The following is a 19,949-nucleotide window of genomic DNA, read 5'->3' as shown; positions in this document are numbered from 1 at the left end:
TATTTTCGCATAGCTTCCTCGCCAGGCGTACCGATCGGGTGACGCCGAGGAGGGGGAAGCATGAAAGGAAGAGGTCGCGCCGTCATCGGCGCCCTGCTGGCCGTTTCGGTCTGCAGCCAGGCGGCAATCGCGCAGGACAGCGCCCTGACGGCGGCGAACGGCGGAGGGGCCCCGCGCATTCTCGCCGACAGCGCGTCGCCGTTCGGCAAGCCCGAGGCGGCCGAACTGGATCCTGCCTCGGTGAAAATGCCGGAACTGGCGTTCACGCCCTCGCCGACCGACGCCGAGGACTTCGACAAATACTATTATTTCCATCGGGACAGCACCGATTTCGCGACCGCCTATGCCGATCTGCGCGAATGCGACGGCTATGCCAGCGGTCTGTCGAGCGGGATCGACTATACCGGGGTGCCCTATCCCTACACCGGCACCATGGCCGGCGCCCTGGGCGGTGCCATCGGCAGCGCGCTGGCGGTGGCGATCTTCGGCTCGGCCGAGAAGCGCAAGGCGCGCCGGGTGAACATGCGGCTGTGCATGTTCTACAAGGGCTATCAGCGTTTCGGGCTGCCCAAATCGCTATGGACCGAGTTCAACTTCGAGGAAGGCATCGGCCATGTCGGCCATGAACGCCGCGTCGAGCTGTTGAAGCGCCAGGCGCTGGTCGCCGCGCAGGCGACGCCGAAGGGGGAGGCTCTGGGGCTATGATCCGTACAATTCTGTTCGCCGCCTTCGGGCTCCTACTCGCCGCGCCCGCGCTGGCCGGCGAGAAGCCGCCGGTGTTCGTGAAGACCAAGGCGATGGCCGACAAGCCGGCCGTCGCGCTCAATCCCGCGTTCGGCTATGTCCTGCTGCGTACCGATGTGGCGATGCCGATGCATCTGATGCGGATACCGACCGAGGCGGAACGCACGACCTATGCCGATCTGCGCGCCCGGGCCTTTGCCGAGGCCCGTCGCAAATATGAGAAGAAGCTGAAATCCTACGAGGATGCGCTGAAGGCCCGCAAGTCCGGGGCGGCCAATACGCCGGTGCCGGAGAAGCCGGTCGAGCCGACCGAGGCCAATTTCCAGTTCGTCCCCTTCGAGCGCATGGCCGCGGCGTCGATCGGCCCGACCAACCGCTTCGCCAAGCAGGACGGTGGCGGTTCCACCTATCTGCAGGAACTCACACCCGGCGAGTACCGGCTCTACGGGCCGGTGATGGTGATGCCGCAGGGCGGGGCGGCCGGCACCTGCTGGTGCATGGGCAGCGTGAAGGTGGAGGTCCGTGCCGGCGAGATCACCGATCTCGGCTATATCGCGAGCAAGCAGGGCAAGCCCATTGTCGCGGTGGCGGACAAGAACTTCCCGGCACCGCAGGCAATTCCCAATCTGCTCGGACCCGCGCCGGACGGGCAGGCAATCGACCCGCGCCTCGCCAACCTACCGATCCGGCGGGCCAGCTATCGCCCGGTCGGCAAGCTGCCGAACTATTTCGGCGTGATGATCGGCCGTATTCCCGAGATTCCGGGCGTGCTCCGCTACGATCGCGACCGGATCGTCGATCTCACCGCGCAGTGACGGGTAGCCGCGGGCGCTGTGAGGGGTGTCGGCCCTACAGCGCCTGCGGCTCCAGGTAGAGATAGCCGGGGTCGAACTCCGCAAGTCGCTTTAGGCCGGGCAGATCGTGGAACGACACCCGTCCGTTGCGGAACTCGACCAGGACGCGCTCGCGAAGTTCGCGCAGTACCCGGTTTACATGCACGGGGGTGAGGCCCAGGCATTCGGCGAGTTCCGCCTGGCTGATGGCGAGGGGATAGCTATCCACCTCCGCCAGGCCGACCACCTGGAGCCGCACATGCAGCTCGCAGAACAGGTGCGCCGCGCGCTGGATGGCGGAGCGGCGACCGAGCGAGACTTCCCACTCGCGGTGGATCGCGGCGTCGACATTGGTGGAATACCACATCACCCGGGTCAGGTGCGGCAGCGTCTCGGTGATCTGCCGAAGCCGCGCATGCGACGCGCGGGCGATGGTGCAGGGGGTGATCGCCAGCAGCGAGTGGTCGAGTCGCTTCAGCGTGAAGCCGTGCAGGTCGGCGAAGTCGCCGGCGACATGGACATGGGTGATCTGGCGCTGGCCGTTCTTGAGGTCCTTGTAGCGGCCGAGCAATCCGTCGAGCAGCAGCGTGGAATAGTTCAGTTCCTCGCCGGCGCGCACGATGGTGCGGCCGGCGGGATGCACGATGGTGTCGACGATCGTCCCGCGGATCGCGGCGTCCTCCTCCGCGCTGATCGTGTCGCGCAGGCGCAGTTTCAGCAGGTGGCGTTCGATCATTGCGGTGCGAGGCTCCGACAGCGTGATTATTGCTGGTTGAGATCCTGGTTCTTCACGACCCCGTCGGCGCCGTTCTCGCCGCCTGCGCCCAGCGGCACCGCGCGCTGAAGGGGAAGGCCTTCCTTGGTGGCGGCATCGGCCGCGTCCGAACGCGATTCCACCGCCTGCTGGATGTCGGAGCGGGGGTCTGCGTGGTCCTTGTCGGACTCGGGCATAAGGCTGTTCTCCATGGGTCAGGCGACCGGCTGGCCGGGGGTGATGCCCGGATCGATGCCCGGTTCGGTCTGGGGGGCGGGCACGTCGATATCGGGGCCTGGCGGATCGATTTCCGGCGGCGGGCCGCTCGGCTGGCCCGGGTTGGGTGCGGGCATCTCGGAGGGCGGGGTGGTAGGCTGGATGGGGGGCTCTACCGGCATGGGACATCTCCTGGTCGTTTCAGCCCCAACGCCTTGCGATGCCCAATCGTTGCTTCGTGCTTGCCCCGAACCCCATGACTGCTATAGAGCCCGCCGACCGGCGGTGTCCCCTGCGGGCGTGGCGGAACTGGTAGACGCGCTGGATTTAGGTTCCAGTATCGAAAGATGTGGGGGTTCGACTCCCTTCGCCCGCACCAGTCCTCGCGGCTGATGTGTGGTACACCGCAATTCCGAATTCTTTGAGAAAGCGTGAGAATGCAGACTGTCGAGACGTTGAACGAGGGCCTGAAGCGCGCCTTCACGCTGAAGATCACCGCCGCGGACATCGACTCGAAGGTCGATGCCGAGGTCAAGCGGGTCGCTCCGCAGATTCGCATGCCCGGCTTCCGCCCCGGCAAGGTGCCGATCAACCTGGTCCGCAAGATGCACGGCGAGGCGCTGACGCAGGACGCGCTCAACAGCTCGATCCAGGAAGGCATCCAGAAGCTGATCGCCGATCACAAGCTGCGCCCGGCGATGCAGCCGTCGGTCAGCCTCGAGGGCGAATACGCCCCCGGCGGCGACGCGGAAGTGAAGGTCGAGCTGGAAGTGCTCCCCGACGTTCCGACCCCCTCCATCGAGGGCCTGAAGCTCGAGCGCCTGACCGTGCCGGTCAAGGACGAGGAAGTGCAGGAGCAGCTGAAGCAGCTCGCCAACCAGCAGAAGCGCTTCGACGACGCGGACGAGGGCCATGCCGCGACCAAGGGTGACCAGGTGGTGATGGACTTCGTCGGCAAGGTCGACGGCGTTGCCTTTGACGGCGGCACCGGCGAGGGCATGGCCGTCGAGCTCGGCTCGGGCCGCCTGATCCCGGGCTTCGAGGAGCAGCTGGAAGGCGTGAAGGTCGGCGACGAGAAGCAGCTCAACGTCACCTTCCCGGACGATTACGGCGCCAAGGATCTGGCCGGCAAGGCCGCGACCTTCGACGTCAAGATCACCGCGGTGCAGACCGCCGGCGAGACCAAGATCGACGACGACATGGCGAAGGCGTTCGGCCTCCAGGATCTGGAGCAGCTGACCGGCCTGCTGAAGGGGCAGATCGAGCAGCAGCTCAACGGCCTGACCCGCACCCACATGAAGCGCAAGCTGCTCGACCAGCTCGCCGCCGGCCACGACTTCCCGGTGCCGCCGTCGATGGTGGAAGCCGAGTTCGACCAGATCTGGCACCAGCTCGTCCACGAGACCGAGCATGAGGAAGATCCGGCCGCGGCCCTGGCCGAGCTGGAAGGCGAGCGCGACGAATATCGTGCGATTGCCGAGCGCCGCGTGCGCCTGGGCCTGCTGCTCAGCGAGATCGGCACCGCCAACGGCGTCGAAGTGACCGCGCAGGAAATGAACCGCCTGATCGCGCAGGCCGCGCAGCAGTACGGCCCGCAGGATCGCCAGCGCTTCATCCAGTATGTCCAGCAGGAGCCGATGGCGGCTGCCCAGCTGCGCGCGCCGCTGTTCGAGGACAAGGTCGTCGACTTCCTGTTCGACAAGGCCGAGATCACCGATCGCGAAGTGACCAAGGAAGAGCTGGAAGCCGCGATCGAGAGCGAGGACGGCTTCTCGTCGGGCACCCATGTCCACGATCACGACAACCACAAGCCGAAGAAGAAGGCCGCCAAGAAGGCCGACGCGTCGGACGAGGCCGGTGAAGAAAAGCCCGCCAAGAAGCCGGCTGCCAAGAAGGCCAAGGCCGAAGACGCCGAGCCGGCCGCCGAGGGCGATGCCGAGCCGGTGAAGAAGGCCAAGAAGGCTGCCAAGGCCGAAGGCGAGGGCGAAGACGCCGCGCCGAAGCCGAAAAAGGCAGCGGCCAAGAAGAAGGCCGACGCCGAGTGATTTGAGAAGGGCCGGAACGAAAGTTCCGGCCCTTCTTCTTTCTACTCCAAATCCTCCCCTTCACGGGGAGGTTGCGCGCGCAGCGGGGCGGAGGGAGCGACGCTGGTGTGTCGTGTGCCTGCCCGGCCGGGACAACCCTCCACCACGGCCTTCGGCGGGGGGGGGGCTCCGCCTCTGGGGGAGGATCTTAGGGTTCAGCGCAGCGCGACGACCAGCGTGGTGACCGCCTTGGGCTCCGCCAGCGCTTCCGCCGACACCGCCGCCGCGTCGCGGCTGGCATCGGTGACGACCCGCTCCACCACCCGCGCCCCGGGTAGGCCGATCGTCAGCCGGCGCGGCACTACGCCGCCATTGACGTGCACGAGCACCAGCCGCTTGCCCTCCGGCGAGATTGCGCCGACCGTATCTTCGTCGTCTACCGGCACCAGCCGATAGCCCGGCCGGATGTACCGGCTGAACTGCGCCAGGGCCCAGTATTTGCGGGTTAGGTGGATCGGATGCTCGGCTGCGGTGGCAGGCGCGTAGGCCATCTTCACCAGCCCCCAGTTGCTGCCGCCGGCGCTGCCGTCGCCCTTGTCGCTGCTCTGGCGCTCCACCGCCTGCCAGAACACCCAGGCGACCGGCTCCAGACGCTTGAGATCGTGGACGACATGTTCGGCGAAGGCGAGCGGTGAGGCCATGCCGTCGAAATGCTCGGGATCCTTGTCGAGCGGGGTGTCGTTCTCGCTCATCCAGAGGCGGATGCCGTGCGCCTGCGCGATGTCCCGCACCGCAGTCTGGTGGACGGTGCCATAGCTGTGGACGTTCAACTGCCCGATCCGCGCGCGGGTCGCCGCCGGATAGCCTTGCCAGTCGCGCACGAAGAGGTGGGAGTTGGTCTCGTCCGGCGCCGCGATCACCGTCTTCAATCCGTGCGCCTTCAGCGCGCGGTCGGCGGCGTTGATCATCATCGCCTGGCGGGCCGGGCTCCAGTGCGCACCTTCCTGCGTGTTGGCGGCGAACCAATAGTCGGTGTTCGGTTCGTTGACCGGCGACAGCGTGCGGAAAGTGATGCCGTGCGCACGTTGCAGCCTGTCCACCACGATCGCCAGATATTCGGCGAAGCGCGCTTCCTGGCCGGGGCGGAGATTGTCGTCGGTGCCCTTCTCGGCGCCGGAGACACGTCCGCTGACGGTCATGAACCAGGGCGGCGAGTTGGAGAAGGCCTCGAAGATCGGGGCCTTAACCCGCTTGCGGATCGCGTCCAGCCACCAGCGCTGATTGGCATCGGCTTGCCAGTCCCACATCGCGGGATCGGCAGGGTTCCACCAGTCGGTGCCGGTCGCGCCCGCCGGGCGGCGCCAGAAGCCGGGCACGTCGGCGCCGGGGCGGAGATAGGGCTTGGTCTCGGGCGCGTCGCCGCCACCGATATTGTAGCGCGCGATCGTCCAGCCCAGTCCCTCCGGCCCGTAGAACAGGTCCGCCAGCCTCTCGCGTATCGGGTCTGGATAGCCGCCGGTGACATGGGCGAACCAGGCGAGCGCCGTCCCCCAGCCCTCGAAAGGCTGGCCTCGGCGCTTCAGATCCGGCCGCAGCGTCAGCGTGACGTGCGGCTCCGCGACCGGCGGCTGCGGGCTGGTCTGGGCGAGGGCCGCGGGCGAGGCGGCGATCAGCAGCGACAGGGCCAGCGCGCGGATCATGCCGCTGTCACCTTGTAGAGACCGGCGCCGTGCGGCGGCAGCGTGCGGGCGAGCCGCAAGGGGCTCGTCCCCTCGTCCTTGCCCTCCCACAGGTTGCGCACCCGCACGGTGCCCGTCGCGCCGAGCAGGCGCAGGTCGAACGCGGCCTCACCCGCCTTGTCGCCGGTGTTGAACAGCGCGACATAGTGGCCGCCCGTGGCAGCGCGGGCGGTCCACACGCGGCGATCGTCGGCGACGAACCAGGGCCGGTTCCCGCTGCTCGCCTGGTTGACCGCTAGCACTTCGCGATTGGTCAGCAGCGCGCGGGTGCGGGCGTCTAGGTGGCGCAGGTCACCGCCCATGATCAGGGGCGAGCGGGCGATTCCCCAGAGCGTCATCAGCGTGCGCTGCTCGTCCGGCGTGAACTTGGTGTCGCGCTGGCCGAGCGCGAGCCGACCGAGCGGCAGCATGTCGGCATCGGGCCAGGCGCCGGGGCGGGCGTGGGGGCTCCAGTTCTCCAGCCGGGTGAACTGCGCCTCCAGCATCTTCCAGTCGTCCCAGAAATCGTCGGAGATGCGCCACATCTGGGCGTGCTGCGCGACATGGGCGGCGTGCGGGACCGGCGTCTCGCCGGGCGAGAGGCTGAGCAGGATCGGCCGCCCGGTCGCGCGAATCGCCTTGGCCGCCGCCTCGATTTCCGGCGCATGCGCGTCATAGGGGCGGCTCATGTCGTCCATCTTGACGAAGTCGACGCCCCAGGAGGCGAGCAGTGCGAAGACGCTGTCATAATAGGCCTGTGCGCCCGGCTTGCGCATGTCGACGCCGTACATGTCGGGGTTCCACGGGCAGATGCTCGTGGTGTCGGCGATATCCGCGGCGCGGACGCCGTTCGCGCCCAGCACCGGCAGGTTGCGTTCCACCGCCAGCCGGGGGATGCCGCGCATCAGGTGGACGCCGAACTTCATGCCGAGTGCGTGGACCTTGGCCGCGATGGGTGCGAAGCCCTTGCCATTCGTGGACGACGGAAACCGGTTGGGGGCGGGCAGCAGCCGGCCATGGCTGTCCATCGCCGGCACCGGCTTGGCGTTGTAGGTGTAGCTGTTGGCTTCCGGCTCGTACCATTGGATGTCGATGGTAAAGATGTCGTAGCCGAACGGCAGCAGCTCGCGCGCCTGGATGGCGGCGGTCTCCAGTGCCTGTGCCTCGGTGATCGTGGTGGCGAAGCTGTTCCAGCTGTTCCAACCCATCGGCGGGGTAGGGGCCAGCTGCCCGGGGCCGGCCCGTGCCGCAGCCGGAGCCGCCAGGGCCGCACCGCCGAGCGTCGCCGCTCCGTGTAACAGGCCGCGCCGATCGATGCGGACACCACCGCGTTTCCGTTCGCTCATCCGTCCCTCCGTTTTTGTCTGACTAAACGGACGAATGGGGGGCGTCAACGCTGCCGGGTCAAGGCTTCAGCGAGAGTTCGGTATCTTCGTGCGCCTGGAGAATAAGCGTGACGCAGGCCGCTTTTGCCGCTGCCGGATCGCCGTTGGTGATGGCGGAGAACAGGTCGCGGTGCAGCGGGATGGAGTCGCGCAGCTGCTTCGCCTTGCGCGCCTTGAACAGCGCGGTCGCCCGCACCGCGGTGCCGATGCTTCCGGAAAGGCTGACCAGCAGGTCGTTCGCCGTCGCCTCCAGCAGAACGTTGTGAAACTGCTGGTCGGCGGCTTGCCCTTCCGCCGTCGCGAGCCCCATTTCCTCCATCACTTCCAGGGCGTGGCCCATCCGGCCGATCTGGCGCGCGGTGCGGAACTTTGCGGCCAGTTCGGCGGCGGACGGCTCGACGATCATGCGGAGCTGGAACAGATTCTCGACAAAGGTGGCAGAGGGCTCCGCTTCGAACGTCCAGGCGAGGATGTCCGGATCGAGCAGGTTCCAGTCGCCGCGATTGCGGATCCGCGTGCCCGCCTTGGGGCGGCTTTCGATCAGTCCTTTTGCCGCCAATATGCGCAGCGCTTCGCGCACGACGCTGCGCGAGACGCTGCGTGTCTCGGCCAGTTCGAATTCGCCCGGCAATATCGCCCCTGGCAGATACTGGCCCGTCACGATCGCCACGCCCAGTTCCCGCGCGATCGATCGATGTGCCGGGTTACGCTTTCGTTCGACAGCCAATCGCCATCCCCCTCTATCCCGCCTGATCTTGGTCGGTCTTGGCGCCGGGCGCCATCCCGGAAATGCACGCGGCTCGAATCTCACTTGTCTTACAAATAAGATGGGATATGTTGTCAGACAACTGGTCCTGATCCGCGCGCAGACGTGGAGCTTCGGGCCAGGGGATGAGGGAGGATCTGATGAGGGTGAGCACGAAAATTGCGTTGTTTGGCACGTCCGCGATCGCACTGGCGGTGGCCGGAGCCATGCCGGCCCATGCCCAGCAGGCCAGCGGGCAGGGTGCCAATGAGGGGCCGGGGGAAATCGTCGTCACCGGCGTGCGCGAGAGCCTCCGCTCCGCCCAGGCGCTGAAGCGCAACGCCGACCAGATCGTCGATTCGGTGCAGGCGCAGGACATCGGCAAGCTGCCGGACGCGAACACCACCGAGGCGCTGCAGCGCATCACCGGTGTGCAGATCCAGCGCCGCTACGGCGAAGGCGCCACCGATTTCGACCACCGCACCCAGCCCGCGATCACCGTGCGCGGCCTGACCCAGGTCCAGAACTTTCTCGACGGCCGCGCGGTCTATTCCGCCTCGGGCGGGCGCGCGTTCGACCTTGAAGGCGTGCCGCCGGAACTGCTGTCGGGCATCGACGTGTACAAGAACGCGCCCGCCAACATCATCGAAGGCGGCGTGGGCGGCGCGGTGAACCTGCGCACCCGCAAGCCGTTCGATTCCGCCGGCCAGGTGATCAGCGCCACGGTCCGCGGCAATTACTACGACCGCGTCGACAAGCCGGGTTATGCCGTGTCGGGCCTGTACAGCAATCGCTTCCAGGCGGGCGAGGGCGAGATCGGCGTGCTGATCAACGCGGTCTATTCCAAGAGCCAGTATCGCCAGGACGGCCTGCTGATCGGGCCGTTCGACACGGTTGCGCCGGGCTCGATCGCGGGCGCGCCGGCGAACGCCCAGATCCCGTACGGTCCCGAAATCTACGACGATAGCGGCGATCGCAAGCGCCTGGGCGTGGCCGGCGCCATCCAGTGGAAGCCGAGCGACGCGCTGCTCATCACGGCGCAGGGGCAGATGACCAAATACTGGTTCAACCGGACCGGCGCCTATTATTACGATTACAGCAACCGCTCGAACGTCCGGAACGCCGCCGGAGTCGTGACCAGCTATGGTACCGCGCCGGCGCCGGGCGCGACCTTCACCTTCAACAAGGAAGGCTATGCGACCAGCGGCACCCTGGCGCCGATCGCGTTCGAGACCGGCCGCTATGACCAGCAGCTGTGGAGCGCGAGCAAGAACTTCACGCTGAATGCAGCCTGGCAGCCGACCGACCGGCTCAAGGCGAATTTCGACGCGCAGTATCTCCATTCCTATTACAATGCGGATCGCAACGGCCATGTGCTGTCGCTGTACAGCCAGTCCGGCCAGACCTCGCTGACCACGCCGCACCCGCTCAGCGTCGACTTCGACCTGCGCGGCAAATATCCGCGCTGGGACGTGCGTCAGCAGGGTGTGCTCAACAACCCGGCGAACTACACCACGCCCTATGTTGCGGATGCACTCCAGCGGAACGACGCGGATACGTTCGCACTCGCGTCCGACATCGAATATGACGTCGAAGGCGGGTTCCTGAAGAAGCTGCGCGCCGGCGTTCGCTATGCCGACAACAGCATCGACCTGCGCGGCACCTGGCACGGCGTGTGCATCACCTCGCTCGGCGCCGATCCCAATTGCGGTGCGCCGTCGGGAACCCCGCTGGTCCCGCTGACCAAGAATCCGCAGCTTGCGATGCCGGGTCCGTCGAAGAACTGGTTCGATGGCAACACCGTGAAGGGCGGGCTGCTCTACCCGGCATTCCCGGGCGGTGACGGCGTATGGGCGCAGACCAAGGCCCTGTATGCGCTGCTCGGCGCGACGACGCAGGACAGTTTCAGGCCCGGCGACCTCAATCGCCAGACCGAGAAGACCTATACCGGCTGGGCGATCGCCGACTATGGCTTCGATGTGGGCGGCGTGAGCTTTGACGGCGGCCTCGGCGTGCGCGTGGTGAAGACCAGGACGACGTCGGTGGGCACCCAGTTCAACAATGACGGCACCTCCGCGCCGATCAGCGTCGGCAGGGAATACACCAAGGCGTTGCCGAGCTTTAACCTCCGCGGCAAGCTGACCGACACGTTCCAGATGCGCTTCGCCTATTCGAAGGGCCTGGCGCGGCCGAACTTCGACCAGCTCTCGACCAATCTGACGCTGAACAATCCGAACCAGATCAACCCGGTCACCGGCCATCCGAGCGCCGGCTCGGGCAACCCGCGGCTCAACCCGATCCGTTCGGACAATTTCGACGTGACCGCCGAATGGTACTTCGCCCCCAGCGGATCGCTGACCGGCGGCCTGTTCTACAAGAAGGTCAACGGCTTCCTGGCGGGCGGCATCGTCACCGGCGTGTTCAACGGCGTCACCTACGACATCAGCACGCAGGTGAACTCGGGCAACGGCACGGTGAAGGGCGCGGAGATCGGCTACAACCAGTTCTTCGATTTCCTGCCCGGGCCGTTGAGCGGGCTCGGCCTCCAGGCCAACTATACCTATGTCGATTCGAGCGTGAGCAACCCGTTCGCCGTGGCGGGTACGAACACGCCGCAGCAGCTGCCGCTCGAGAAGCTGTCGAAGCACAGCTACAACCTTGTCGGCCTTTACGAGAAGGGCCCCGTCACCGCGCGCGTGGCGTGGAGCTGGCGGTCCAGCTATCTCGACCAGACCCAGGGAAGCGGCGCCAACGGCATCCCGCAATATGCCAAGCCCTATGCCTCGCTCGACGCTTCGATCAGCGTGAACCTGACCAAGCAGATCGCGGTCTCGGCGGATGTGGTGAACCTCAACAACCGGCTGAACATGATCTACATCGGAACGCCGGCCGCACCGCTGCGGTACGAACTCAACGATCGGCGCTTCGGCCTGTCGCTGCGGGCGACCTACTGACCATCCCGGCCGGGGCGGGCAACCGCTCCGGCCGCCGTTCGCGGGAGGGACGGCGCATGACGGCTTTCCACATCAAGGTTTCAACCGGGCGGCGTGCGGCATGAGCGCGCCGCTTTCGCATATCGTGATCGTCGGCGGCGGCACCGCCGGCTGGATGGCCGCCGCCGCGCTCGCCCGCGTGCTCGACACCCGCACGATCGCGATCACGCTGGTCGAATCCGAAGCGATCGGCACCGTCGGCGTCGGCGAGGCGACGATCCCGCCGATCCAGGCGTTCAACGCGCTGCTGGGCCTCGACGAGAGCGAATTCCTGCGCGCCACCAGGGGCACCGCCAAGCTCGGCATCGAGTTCGTCGACTGGCGGGCGCAAGGCACGCGCTATTTCCATCCCTTCGGCACCCACGGCGTCGATTTCGGGGCGATCCCGTTCGAGGCGGTGTGGCAGCGCGCGCGGCTTACCGGCAAGGCTGCCCCGCTGGAGGCCTATTCGATCTGCGCCGAGGCGGCGCGGCTCGGCCGGTTCCAGCGGCCGGTGGCCAGCGGCAACAACCCGCTCGCCCATATCGGCTATGCCTATCATTTCGATGCGGCGCTCTATGCCGGCTTCCTGCGCGAAAAGGCGGAGCACTGGGGCGTGCGGCGGCAGGAAGGGCGGATCGTCTCGGTCGAACAGGCCGAAGACGGTGCGATCGCGGCGGTAGCGCTCGAATCGGGCGCGCGGATCGGCGCGGACTTCTTCATCGACTGCTCGGGATTCCGTTCGTACCTGCTCGGTGACATTCTGGGCGTGCCGTTCGAGGATTGGGGCCGCTGGCTGCCCAACGACCGCGCGGTCGCGGTGCCCTGTGCGCTTGGCCCGGAGGGGCGCTCCCCCTTTACGCGTTCCACTGCACGCGGCGCCGGTTGGCAGTGGCGCATCCCGCTCCAGCACCGCGTCGGCAACGGCCTTGTCTATGCGAGCGACCATTGCACGGATGTCGCAGCAGAGACGCTATTGCTTAGCAATATCGAGGGTGCGCCGCTGGGTGAACCGCGCTTCCTGCGCTTCCGGGCCGGGCGGAGGGCGCGCTTCTGGGAGAAGAACTGCGTCGCGCTGGGGCTCGCCAGCGGGTTTCTCGAACCGCTGGAATCGACCAGCATCCATCTCGTCCAGGCGGGTATCGCGCGCCTGCTCGAGATGCTGCCGGTGGGCGGCGGCACGCCCGCGGACATTCGACGCTACAACCGGCTGATGGCCACGGAGTTCGAGACCATCCGCGACTTCCTCATCCTCCATTTCCACGCCACCAGCCGCGGCGATACCGACTATTGGCGTCGGCTGCGGACGATGGCGGTGCCGGACGCGCTGGCCGAGCGCCTGGAGATCTATCGTGCCAGCGGTCGGCTGTACCGCGAGGCGGACGAGCTTTTCTCCAAGACCAGCTGGCTGGCGGTGCTGCATGGACAGGGCATCGACCCGCGCGGCTATGACCCGATCGCCGACGGCATGCCGCGAGACGAAGCGGAGGCAAGGCTGGCGCGGATCGCCGAGGTGACCGGGCTGGCGGCGTCCCGCATGCCGAGCCACGCGGCGTTCCTGCGTGATGCAGCAGCCATGCAGGCATAAAATTATGCCAAAATTACTCCGAGAAATTTGACCGAAACAATCAGCCTTTGCAGTATGCCCCCAGGGGCGGGAGGAATCACGTGAACAAGTTTGGGTTGCTGGCGGCGGTGGGAAGTGTTGCGCTCGCCTCCGGCATGGGGATCGCGCAGGACGGCCCGAAGATAGGTGACGCACCGCAGGTCCAGCCGGTGCAGGTCGATCCGCGCCGCCCCGATTGGGAAAATCCGGCGGTGTTCGCACGCGGCAAGATGCCCGCCAGCGCCACCCACTTCCCCTATGAGAGCCGCGCCGCCGCCCTGGCGGGCGATCCCGCCCGGTCGAGCCGCTATCTGCTGCTCGACGGCCAGTGGCAGTTCCACTTCTCGCCCTCGTCGGACGCGGTGCCGCACGGGTTCGAGAAGCCGGACTATGACGTCACCGCGTGGAAGCGCATCAAGGTGCCCGCCGACTGGCAGGCCGAGGGCTTCGACCAGGCGCGCTACAACAACATCACCTATCCCTTTCCGGCGAACCGCCCGCTGATCCCCCACGCCACCAATCCGGTGGGGTCCTATCGCCGCGACGTGCAGCTTCCCGCGACCTGGTCCGGACAGGACGTGATCCTCCATATCGGCGCGGCCGGCTCCGCCTATCGCGTCTGGGTGAACGGCGTCGAGGCCGGCTACTCCGAGGATTCCAAGCTGCCGTCGGAGTTTGATGTAACCAAGCTGGTGCATGTAGGCCGCAATACCGTGGCGATCCAGGTACATCGCTGGTCGGACGGCTCCTATCTGGAGGATCAGGATTTCTGGCGCGTCTCGGGCATCGAACGCTCGGTCTATCTGGCGGCGGTGCCCAAGGCCCGCGTGGCGGATCTGTTTGTCCATGCCGGGCTGGACGCCGCCTACAAGGACGGCAAACTCTCGACCGAGCTGACGCTCACCGATCGCACCGCGCCGCTCACCGCACGGATGACGTTACTGGATGGTGACAAGCCCGTGCTGGTCCGTGAGGCGGCGCTTGCCGCCGGCCCGGCGCAGAAGCTGACGCTCGCCGCTGACGTGGGCGGCGTGCGCCCCTGGACGGCCGAGACGCCCAATCTCTACACGCTGCTCGTCGAGCTGGTCGATGCCGAGGGCAAGGTGGTGCAGGCCACGCCGCAGCGCATCGGTTTCCGCACGGTGGAGATCAGGAACGGCCTGGTCAGCGTCAACGGCAAGCCGATCACGATCCGCGGCGTCAACCGCCACGAGCATGATCCGGAGACGTTCCACGTCGTCAGCCGCGCGTCGATGGAGCGCGACATCCAGCTGATGAAGCGGGCGAACGTCAACGCGATCCGCACCTCGCACTATCCGAACGACCCGTATCTGTACGAGCTCGCCGATCGCTACGGCCTCTACGTGATGGACGAAGCGAACATCGAGAGCCACGCGTACATGGACTATGCCAACAAGCATGGCGAGCGTCGTGCCGAGCTGCAGGTCGGCTTCGATCCTGCGTGGAAGGATGCGCATGTTTCCCGCGTCGTCAACATGGTCCAGCGGGACAAGAATCACCCCTCGGTGATCTTCTGGTCGCTGGGCAACGAGGCGGGGATCGGCCCGAACTTCGAGGCGGCGGCCGCGGCGGCCAAGGCGGTCGATCCGGGCCGGCTGGTCTCCTATCTCGGCTGGGGCACCTGGGACGGGATCCAGGATCATCGGCCGAACTATTATGCCGACATCTATGCGCCGATGTACGATCCGGCGGTGAAGCTGGAGGATTACGCCACCAACTGGAACTTCAAGCAGCCGGTGATCCAGTGCGAATACGCCCATATGATGGGCAATTCGGGCGGCAATCTGAAGGAATATTGGGACACCATCTACGCCCACCCGAACAAGCTGCAGGGCGGCTTCGCCTGGGACTGGGTCGATCAGTCGATGTACCGGTACACCAAGGACGGCAAACGCTATTGGGGGGACGGCGGCGAGTACGGCCCGAACCCGGGTGGTGACATCGAGTTCGGGGACGGTCTGCTCCAGTCGGATCGCACGCCGAACCCGCAGCTTTACGAGCTGCGCAAGGTCTATGCGCCGATCCAGTTCGACGGCTTCGATGCCGCGGCCGGCACGGTGACGGTGCGCAACCGCCACGACTTCCGCGACCTGTCCGGCTTCACCTTCGAGTGGGAAGTACAGGAAAACGGCGTCGCGGTGGCGAAGGGCGCGCTGGCGACGCCGGACGTGGCGGCGCACGGGGCGGGCACCATCGCGTTGCCGCTGGCGGGCCTCGCTCGCAAGCCGGGCGCCGAGTATTTCGTCACGATCCGCGCTCGGGCAAAGGCCGATGCCGTGCCGCTGGTGCCGGGCGGGACGGTGATCGGCTGGGAGCAGTTCGCGCTCGATCCGGCCTATCGCACGGCCGAGGTCGCGGCGCCCAAGGGCAAGGTGACGACGCAGGACGGGCAGGGGGCGATCACGCTCTCGGCCGGCGGCGCCACGCTGGTGGTGAACCGCGCGACGGGCCTCGTCGATCGCTACGCCGCCAGGGGCAAGACGCTGCTCAGCGGCGGCGCACCGCATTTCTGGCGCGCGGTGACGGACAACGACATCGGCATCGGCACCGACAAGCAGCTCGCCGCCTGGAAGGGGATGAGCCAGACGCGCACCGTCGCCTCGGTGCAGGTGCAGGATCTGGGCGAGGCAGGCGCCGAGGTCCGCGTCGCCTATACGATGGGCGCGGGTGCGGTGCGCTTCACCAGCGTCTATCGCATGGCCGGGGACGGCTCGGTCGCGGTCGATGGCAAGTTCGAGCCGGTCTCCAAGCAGCTGCCGCCGCCGTTCCGCATCGGCCTCGCCTTCACGACGCCGGGCAGCTTCAAGACGGTCGAATGGTATGGCCGGGGCCCGCACGAAAGCTATGTCGACCGCAAGACGTCGGCCCCGATCGGGCTGTGGCGCGGCGCGATCGCCGAGCAGAACCACGACTATATCCGCCCGCAGGAAACCGGCAACAAGGTCGATGTCCGCTGGATGGAACTGATCGGGGGCGGCGCGGGCCTGCGGGTGCAGGGCGATGTGCCGCTGATGATGACCGCGCTCGCTTTCCCTTATGCCGATCTCGACCGGCATGTGCCCGGCACCTGGAAGAGCACCGATGTGGTGCCCAAGGCGCAGGGCACGCTGCTGGTCGACGCCGCGCAATGGGGCGTCGGCGGCGACACCCAGTGGAGCGAGTTCGGCAAGCCGCTGCTCAAATATCGCACCCAGCTGATGCCCATGTCTCTTCATTTCCGCCTGACCCCGTTCGCGGGCCAAGGCACTACCCCAGCCAAGGCGCGCCCGGCGCGTGCGACGGAGAAAGAATAATGCGAAGCCTTATCAGTGCGATTGCGCTCATCGCCGCCATGCCTGCGCTGGCGCAGACCGACGGCGGTTCGGTGACGGTGCACGGCGACAAGCCGGGTGCCAAATATGACAAGCGCCTGTTCGGCCAGTTCGCCGAACATCTGGGCACCGGCATCTATGGCGGCCTTTATGTCGGCACCGACAGCAAGATCCCCAATGTGAAGGGCTTTCGCCGCGACGTGATCGACGCGCTCAAGGCGATCAAGGTGCCCGTCATCCGCTGGCCGGGCGGCTGCTTCGCCGATGAGTATCACTGGCGGGAAGGCATTGGCCCGAAGTCCAAGCGCCCGGTGAAGGTCAACACCAACTGGGGTGGGGTGACCGAGGACAATGCCGTCGGCACCAACGAGTTCATGGACTTCACCGAAGTGGTGGGGGCCGAGCCCTATGTCTCGGGCAATGTCGGCACCGCGCCGCCCAGCGAGATGGCCGAGTGGGTCGAGTACATGACCTCGCCGACCAGCTCGACAATCGCCAACCAGCGCCGCGCCAATGGCCGCGACAAGCCCTGGAAGCTGACGATGTTCGGCATCGGCAACGAGCTGTGGGGCTGCGGCGGCGACATGCACCCGGAATATGCCGCCGACGAGACCCGCCGCTACGCCACCTTCCTCAAGGTGCCCGAAGGCCAGAAGCTGATGAAGATCGCCAGCGGCGCCAACTCGGCCGACTATAACTGGACCGACGTGATGATGCGCAAGGCCGGCGACAAGATCGACGGCATCGGCGTGCATTATTACACGGTGCCCGGACCGTGGAGCAAGAAGGGGGCCGCCACCGGCTTCGACGAGGAGAGCTGGGCCCGCACGCTTTCCAAGACGCTCAAGATGGAAGAGCTGCTGACCGAGCACGGCAAGATCATGGACAAGTATGATCCCAAGAAGCGGGTCGCGCTGCTCGTCGACGAATGGGGCACCTGGTACGATGTCGAGCCGGGCACCAATCCGGGCTTCCTCTACCAGCAGAACAGCCTGCGCGATGCGATGGTCGCGGCGCTGAACTTCAACATCTTCGCGGCGCATGCGGACCGTGTGCGCGGCGCCAACATCGCGCAGATGGTCAATGTGCTGCAGGCGATGCTGCTGACCGACGGCGCCAAGATGGTGAAGACGCCCACCTACTGGGTGTTCGACCTGTACAAGGACTATATGGACGGCACGGTGCTGCCGGTCGACGTGCAGTCCCGCTGGTACAACAAGGATCAGTGGACGATGCGCGCGGTCAGCGCCAGCGCCGTCCGCGGCACCGACGGCGTCGTCCATGTCGGCCTGGTCAATGTCGATCCCAACCAGCCGGCGAGCGTCAGCGTCAAGCTGGACGGCGTGGCCGGCACGCAGGTGGCCGGCCGCATCCTCACCGGGGCGGCGATGGACGCGCATAACGACTTCAAGGCGCCCGACGTCGTGAAGCCGGCGGCGTTCACCGGCGCGAGCCTGTCGGCCGGCACCCTGACGGTGCAGGTGCCCGCCAAGGCGATCGTGATGCTCGACATCAAGTGAGCAAGGCGTTTCTTCTGACGGTGGCGGCGGGCTTGCTCGCCGCCGCCGACGCGCCCGCGCCGCGCTGGGATAGCCAGAGGGCCGGCAATCCGCTGATCCCCGGCTATTTCGCCGATCCGTCGATCGTGCGGGAAGGGGGGAAATGGTACCTCTACGCCACCATTGATCCCTGGGGCGACGACCGGCTGGGGATGTGGACCTCCAGCAACGGACGCGACTGGACCTTCTCGACGCCGGCCTGGCCGACCAAGGCCGCGGCGACCAGCCCTACCTCGGGGGATTCCAAGGTCTGGGCGCCCTCCGTGGTGAAGGCGGCGAACGGGCGCTGGTACATGTATGTCTCAGTCGGCTCCGAGGTATGGGTGGGCAGCGCACCGTCGCCCGCCGGCCCCTGGGCCGACGCGAACGGCGGCAAGCCGCTGATCGCCAAGAATTTCGCACCCGCCTATCACATGATCGACGCCGAGGCGTTCGTCGACGACGACGGCACGGCCTATCTCTATTGGGGCTCGGGGCTGAACTGGACCAACGGCCACTGCTTCGTCGTGAAGCTGAAACCGGACATGGTCCGCTTCGACGGCGAACCCAAGGACGTGACCCCCGCCAATTATTTCGAGGGTCCGTTCCTGGTGAAGGCGGGCAGGCACTATGTCCTCACCTATAGCGACGGCAAGACGACCGAGGACACGTACAAGGTCCGCTACGCGATCGGCGACACGCCGTTCGGGCCCTTCCGCGAGGGGCCGGACAGCCCGATCCTGTCGACCGACAAGGGCAGGGACGTGGTCAGCCCCGGCCACCACGCGATCTTCCGCGTCGGCCAGCAGCCCTATATCCTCTATCACCGCCAGTCGCTGCCCTGGCCGCGGCCGGGGGACGACGCCACGCTGCGCCAGATCGCGGTCGATCCGCTGGCGATCCACGAGGACGGCACCATCGCCAAGGTGACGCCGAGTCACGGCAGTGCGGTGGCGGGCTTCGCGCCGCGCCGGACACGTGGACTCCCGCTCTCGCTGACGGGCGCCGCGGCGGATGCGCTCCATGGGCCCGAGCGGGCCGGGGACGACAATTACGCGACGCTCTGGCGCGCCGCCCCCGGGGCGACGCTCGTCGCCGACCTGGGCTCGGCACGACCGGTGCGGCAGACGCAGCTCCGGATGGAATATGCCAGCCGGCCCTACGATGTCGCCATCGAGGCATCTGCGGACGGTAGGCGCTGGCGGCAGGTCGTTTCCAGGCCGGGCGCCAGTGGCTCGCCCATCGTGCTGCCAGTAAATGTCACCGCCCGGTATCTTCGGCTGCAGGTGCCTGCCGGAGCGGGTGTCTGGGAGTGGCAGCTCTTCTGATCGCCATTGTCGATCAGGGGTGAAACAAAAAATGTTGCGGCGCCTCGCGCTTCCGTGCGTTAGGCGACCGCACACGCTTTCCAATGCCAGAGGAGCATGAAATGGCCTTCGAACTTCCCGAACTGCCCTACGCAAAGGACGCGCTCGCGCCGCACATGTCGGCCGAGACCTTCGACTTCCACCATGGCAAGCACCACAAGGCCTATGTCGACAATTGCAACAAGCTGGTTGCCGACATTCCCGAGCTGGCCGGCGCGAAGCTGACGGACGTGATCGCCTATGCCAAGGACAAGGGCAACAAGGGCCTGTTCAACAACAGCTCGCAGATCTGGAACCACAGCTTCTTCTGGCAGTGCCTGACGCCGAACTATGCGGCGCCGACCGGCAAGCTGGCCGAGATGATCACCCGCGACTTCGGCAGCCAGGAAGCGCTGGTCGAGAAGCTGAAGGCGGAATCGGTCGGCCACTTCGCCAGCGGCTGGGGCTGGCTGGTGCTCGACGGCGACACGCTGAAGGTCACCTCGTTCCATGACGGCGATTCGCCCGTCGCGCACGGCGTGAAGCCGCTGTTCACGATCGACGTGTGGGAACACGCCTATTACATCGACTATCGTAACGCGCGTCCGTCGTTCGTCGACACCATCCTGACCAAGCTGGCGAACTGGGACTTCGTTGCCCAGAACCTCGACGGCGAAGGCGCCGCCCGCGCCGACCAGCAGGGCTGACCCCGCTTCGGTCCCTCCGCCCGGTGATC

At 66.8% G+C, this 19,949-nt stretch carries 15 protein-coding genes and 1 tRNA gene; 10 read left to right on the top strand and 6 right to left on the bottom strand.

All coding sequences use genetic code 11. The annotated features are described in order from the left end of the window. The first annotated feature begins 60 nt into the window (after nt 1-60). Both KK7_RS0103740 and KK7_RS0103735 read left to right on the top strand, forming a co-directional pair. Entirely contained in the window at nt 61-705 is a 645-nt protein-coding gene (locus KK7_RS0103740; RefSeq protein WP_010543303.1) for a hypothetical protein, read from the top strand. Next, entirely contained in the window at nt 702-1,559 is an 858-nt protein-coding gene (locus KK7_RS0103735; RefSeq protein ID WP_010543302.1) for a hypothetical protein, read from the top strand. Before KK7_RS0103740 ends, KK7_RS0103735 begins: the two co-directional genes overlap by 4 nt. A 34-nt stretch (nt 1,560-1,593) precedes the next feature. Here KK7_RS0103735 and KK7_RS0103730 read toward each other — a convergent pair whose 3' ends face one another. Genes KK7_RS0103730 through KK7_RS22450 form a run of 3 tightly spaced genes read right to left on the bottom strand, consistent with a single transcriptional unit; the run spans nt 1,594 to nt 2,729 of the window. After that, on the bottom strand, nt 1,594-2,313 hold the full coding sequence (locus tag KK7_RS0103730; protein ID WP_010543301.1) for a Crp/Fnr family transcriptional regulator: 720 nt from the start codon (nt 2,311-2,313) through the stop codon (nt 1,594-1,596). A gap of 26 nt (nt 2,314-2,339) precedes the next feature. Beyond that, on the bottom strand, nt 2,340-2,543 hold the full coding sequence (locus KK7_RS0103725; protein WP_100207503.1) for a hypothetical protein: 204 nt from the start codon (nt 2,541-2,543) through the stop codon (nt 2,340-2,342). 3 nt (nt 2,544-2,546) lie between these two features. Next, nucleotides 2,547-2,729: a hypothetical protein gene (locus KK7_RS22450; RefSeq protein ID WP_010543299.1), complete on the bottom strand. Its 183-nt coding sequence runs from the start codon at nt 2,727-2,729 to the stop codon at nt 2,547-2,549. A gap of 112 nt (nt 2,730-2,841) precedes the next feature. Between KK7_RS22450 and KK7_RS0103715 the strand changes: the two genes are divergently transcribed. Both KK7_RS0103715 and tig read left to right on the top strand, forming a co-directional pair. Continuing rightward, nucleotides 2,842-2,926 (top strand) — tRNA-Leu (locus KK7_RS0103715). A gap of 58 nt (nt 2,927-2,984) precedes the next feature. Next, nucleotides 2,985-4,592 (top strand): trigger factor, encoded by a 1,608-nt coding sequence (gene tig / locus KK7_RS0103710; RefSeq protein WP_010543298.1) that lies wholly within the window; start codon nt 2,985-2,987, stop codon nt 4,590-4,592. Nucleotides 4,593-4,786: 194 nt separating this feature from the next. Here tig and KK7_RS0103705 read toward each other — a convergent pair whose 3' ends face one another. Genes KK7_RS0103705 through KK7_RS0103695 form a run of 3 tightly spaced genes read right to left on the bottom strand, consistent with a single transcriptional unit; the run spans nt 4,787 to nt 8,401 of the window. Further along, on the bottom strand, nt 4,787-6,271 hold the full coding sequence (locus KK7_RS0103705) for a glycoside hydrolase family 30 protein (RefSeq protein WP_010543297.1): 1,485 nt from the start codon (nt 6,269-6,271) through the stop codon (nt 4,787-4,789). Then, complete coding sequence (locus KK7_RS0103700; RefSeq protein ID WP_083836031.1) at nt 6,268-7,635, bottom strand: glycoside hydrolase family 27 protein; 1,368 nt, start codon at nt 7,633-7,635, stop codon at nt 6,268-6,270. Before KK7_RS0103700 ends, KK7_RS0103705 begins: the two co-directional genes overlap by 4 nt. A gap of 58 nt (nt 7,636-7,693) precedes the next feature. Continuing rightward, nucleotides 7,694-8,401 (bottom strand): FadR/GntR family transcriptional regulator, encoded by a 708-nt coding sequence (locus KK7_RS0103695; protein ID WP_010543295.1) that lies wholly within the window; start codon nt 8,399-8,401, stop codon nt 7,694-7,696. Nucleotides 8,402-8,586: 185 nt separating this feature from the next. Between KK7_RS0103695 and KK7_RS0103690 the strand changes: the two genes are divergently transcribed. From KK7_RS0103690 to KK7_RS0103665, 6 genes are all read left to right on the top strand, one after another. Further along, the gene (locus KK7_RS0103690; protein WP_202798660.1) at nt 8,587-11,373 is read left to right on the top strand and encodes a TonB-dependent receptor; all 2,787 of its coding nucleotides are present in this window, start codon (nt 8,587-8,589) and stop codon (nt 11,371-11,373) included. 100 nt (nt 11,374-11,473) lie between these two features. After that, on the top strand, nt 11,474-12,979 hold the full coding sequence (locus KK7_RS0103685) for a tryptophan halogenase family protein (protein WP_010543293.1): 1,506 nt from the start codon (nt 11,474-11,476) through the stop codon (nt 12,977-12,979). An 80-nt stretch (nt 12,980-13,059) separates the two neighbouring features. Then, the gene (locus tag KK7_RS0103680; RefSeq protein WP_010543292.1) at nt 13,060-16,311 is read left to right on the top strand and encodes a glycoside hydrolase family 2 TIM barrel-domain containing protein; all 3,252 of its coding nucleotides are present in this window, start codon (nt 13,060-13,062) and stop codon (nt 16,309-16,311) included. Further along, a complete protein-coding gene (locus KK7_RS0103675) occupies nt 16,311-17,849 on the top strand; it encodes an alpha-N-arabinofuranosidase (protein ID WP_010543291.1) in 1,539 nt (512 codons plus the stop codon). Before KK7_RS0103680 ends, KK7_RS0103675 begins: the two co-directional genes overlap by 1 nt. Then, nucleotides 17,846-19,195 (top strand): family 43 glycosylhydrolase, encoded by a 1,350-nt coding sequence (locus tag KK7_RS0103670; protein ID WP_010543290.1) that lies wholly within the window; start codon nt 17,846-17,848, stop codon nt 19,193-19,195. Before KK7_RS0103675 ends, KK7_RS0103670 begins: the two co-directional genes overlap by 4 nt. 101 nt (nt 19,196-19,296) lie before the next feature. Next, nucleotides 19,297-19,920, top strand: coding sequence for a superoxide dismutase (locus KK7_RS0103665; protein WP_010543289.1), 624 nt, complete (start codon nt 19,297-19,299; stop codon nt 19,918-19,920). The last annotated feature ends 29 nt before the right edge of the window (nt 19,921-19,949 follow it).

It is taken from the genome of Sphingomonas elodea ATCC 31461 (assembly GCF_000226955.1).
GTDB lineage: Bacteria > Pseudomonadota > Alphaproteobacteria > Sphingomonadales > Sphingomonadaceae > Sphingomonas > Sphingomonas elodea.
The sequence above is the reverse complement of the archived record's forward strand: the minus strand, read 5'-3'. Positions and strand labels throughout refer to the sequence as shown.

Coding starts and splice junctions, on each gene's coding strand:
- KK7_RS22450 (WP_010543299.1), bottom strand. CDS start 2,729: ATGCCGGTAGAGCCCCCCATCCAGCCTACCACCCCGCCCTCCGAGATG.
- KK7_RS0103700 (WP_083836031.1), bottom strand. CDS start 7,635: ATGAGCGAACGGAAACGCGGTGGTGTCCGCATCGATCGGCGCGGCCTG.
- KK7_RS0103675 (WP_010543291.1), top strand. CDS start 16,311: ATGCGAAGCCTTATCAGTGCGATTGCGCTCATCGCCGCCATGCCTGCG.
- KK7_RS0103665 (WP_010543289.1), top strand. CDS start 19,297: ATGGCCTTCGAACTTCCCGAACTGCCCTACGCAAAGGACGCGCTCGCG.
- KK7_RS0103740 (WP_010543303.1), top strand. CDS start 61: ATGAAAGGAAGAGGTCGCGCCGTCATCGGCGCCCTGCTGGCCGTTTCG.
- KK7_RS0103705 (WP_010543297.1), bottom strand. CDS start 6,271: ATGATCCGCGCGCTGGCCCTGTCGCTGCTGATCGCCGCCTCGCCCGCG.
- KK7_RS0103725 (WP_100207503.1), bottom strand. CDS start 2,543: ATGGAGAACAGCCTTATGCCCGAGTCCGACAAGGACCACGCAGACCCC.
- KK7_RS0103735 (WP_010543302.1), top strand. CDS start 702: ATGATCCGTACAATTCTGTTCGCCGCCTTCGGGCTCCTACTCGCCGCG.
- KK7_RS0103685 (WP_010543293.1), top strand. CDS start 11,474: ATGAGCGCGCCGCTTTCGCATATCGTGATCGTCGGCGGCGGCACCGCC.
- tig (WP_010543298.1), top strand. CDS start 2,985: ATGCAGACTGTCGAGACGTTGAACGAGGGCCTGAAGCGCGCCTTCACG.
- KK7_RS0103730 (WP_010543301.1), bottom strand. CDS start 2,313: ATGATCGAACGCCACCTGCTGAAACTGCGCCTGCGCGACACGATCAGC.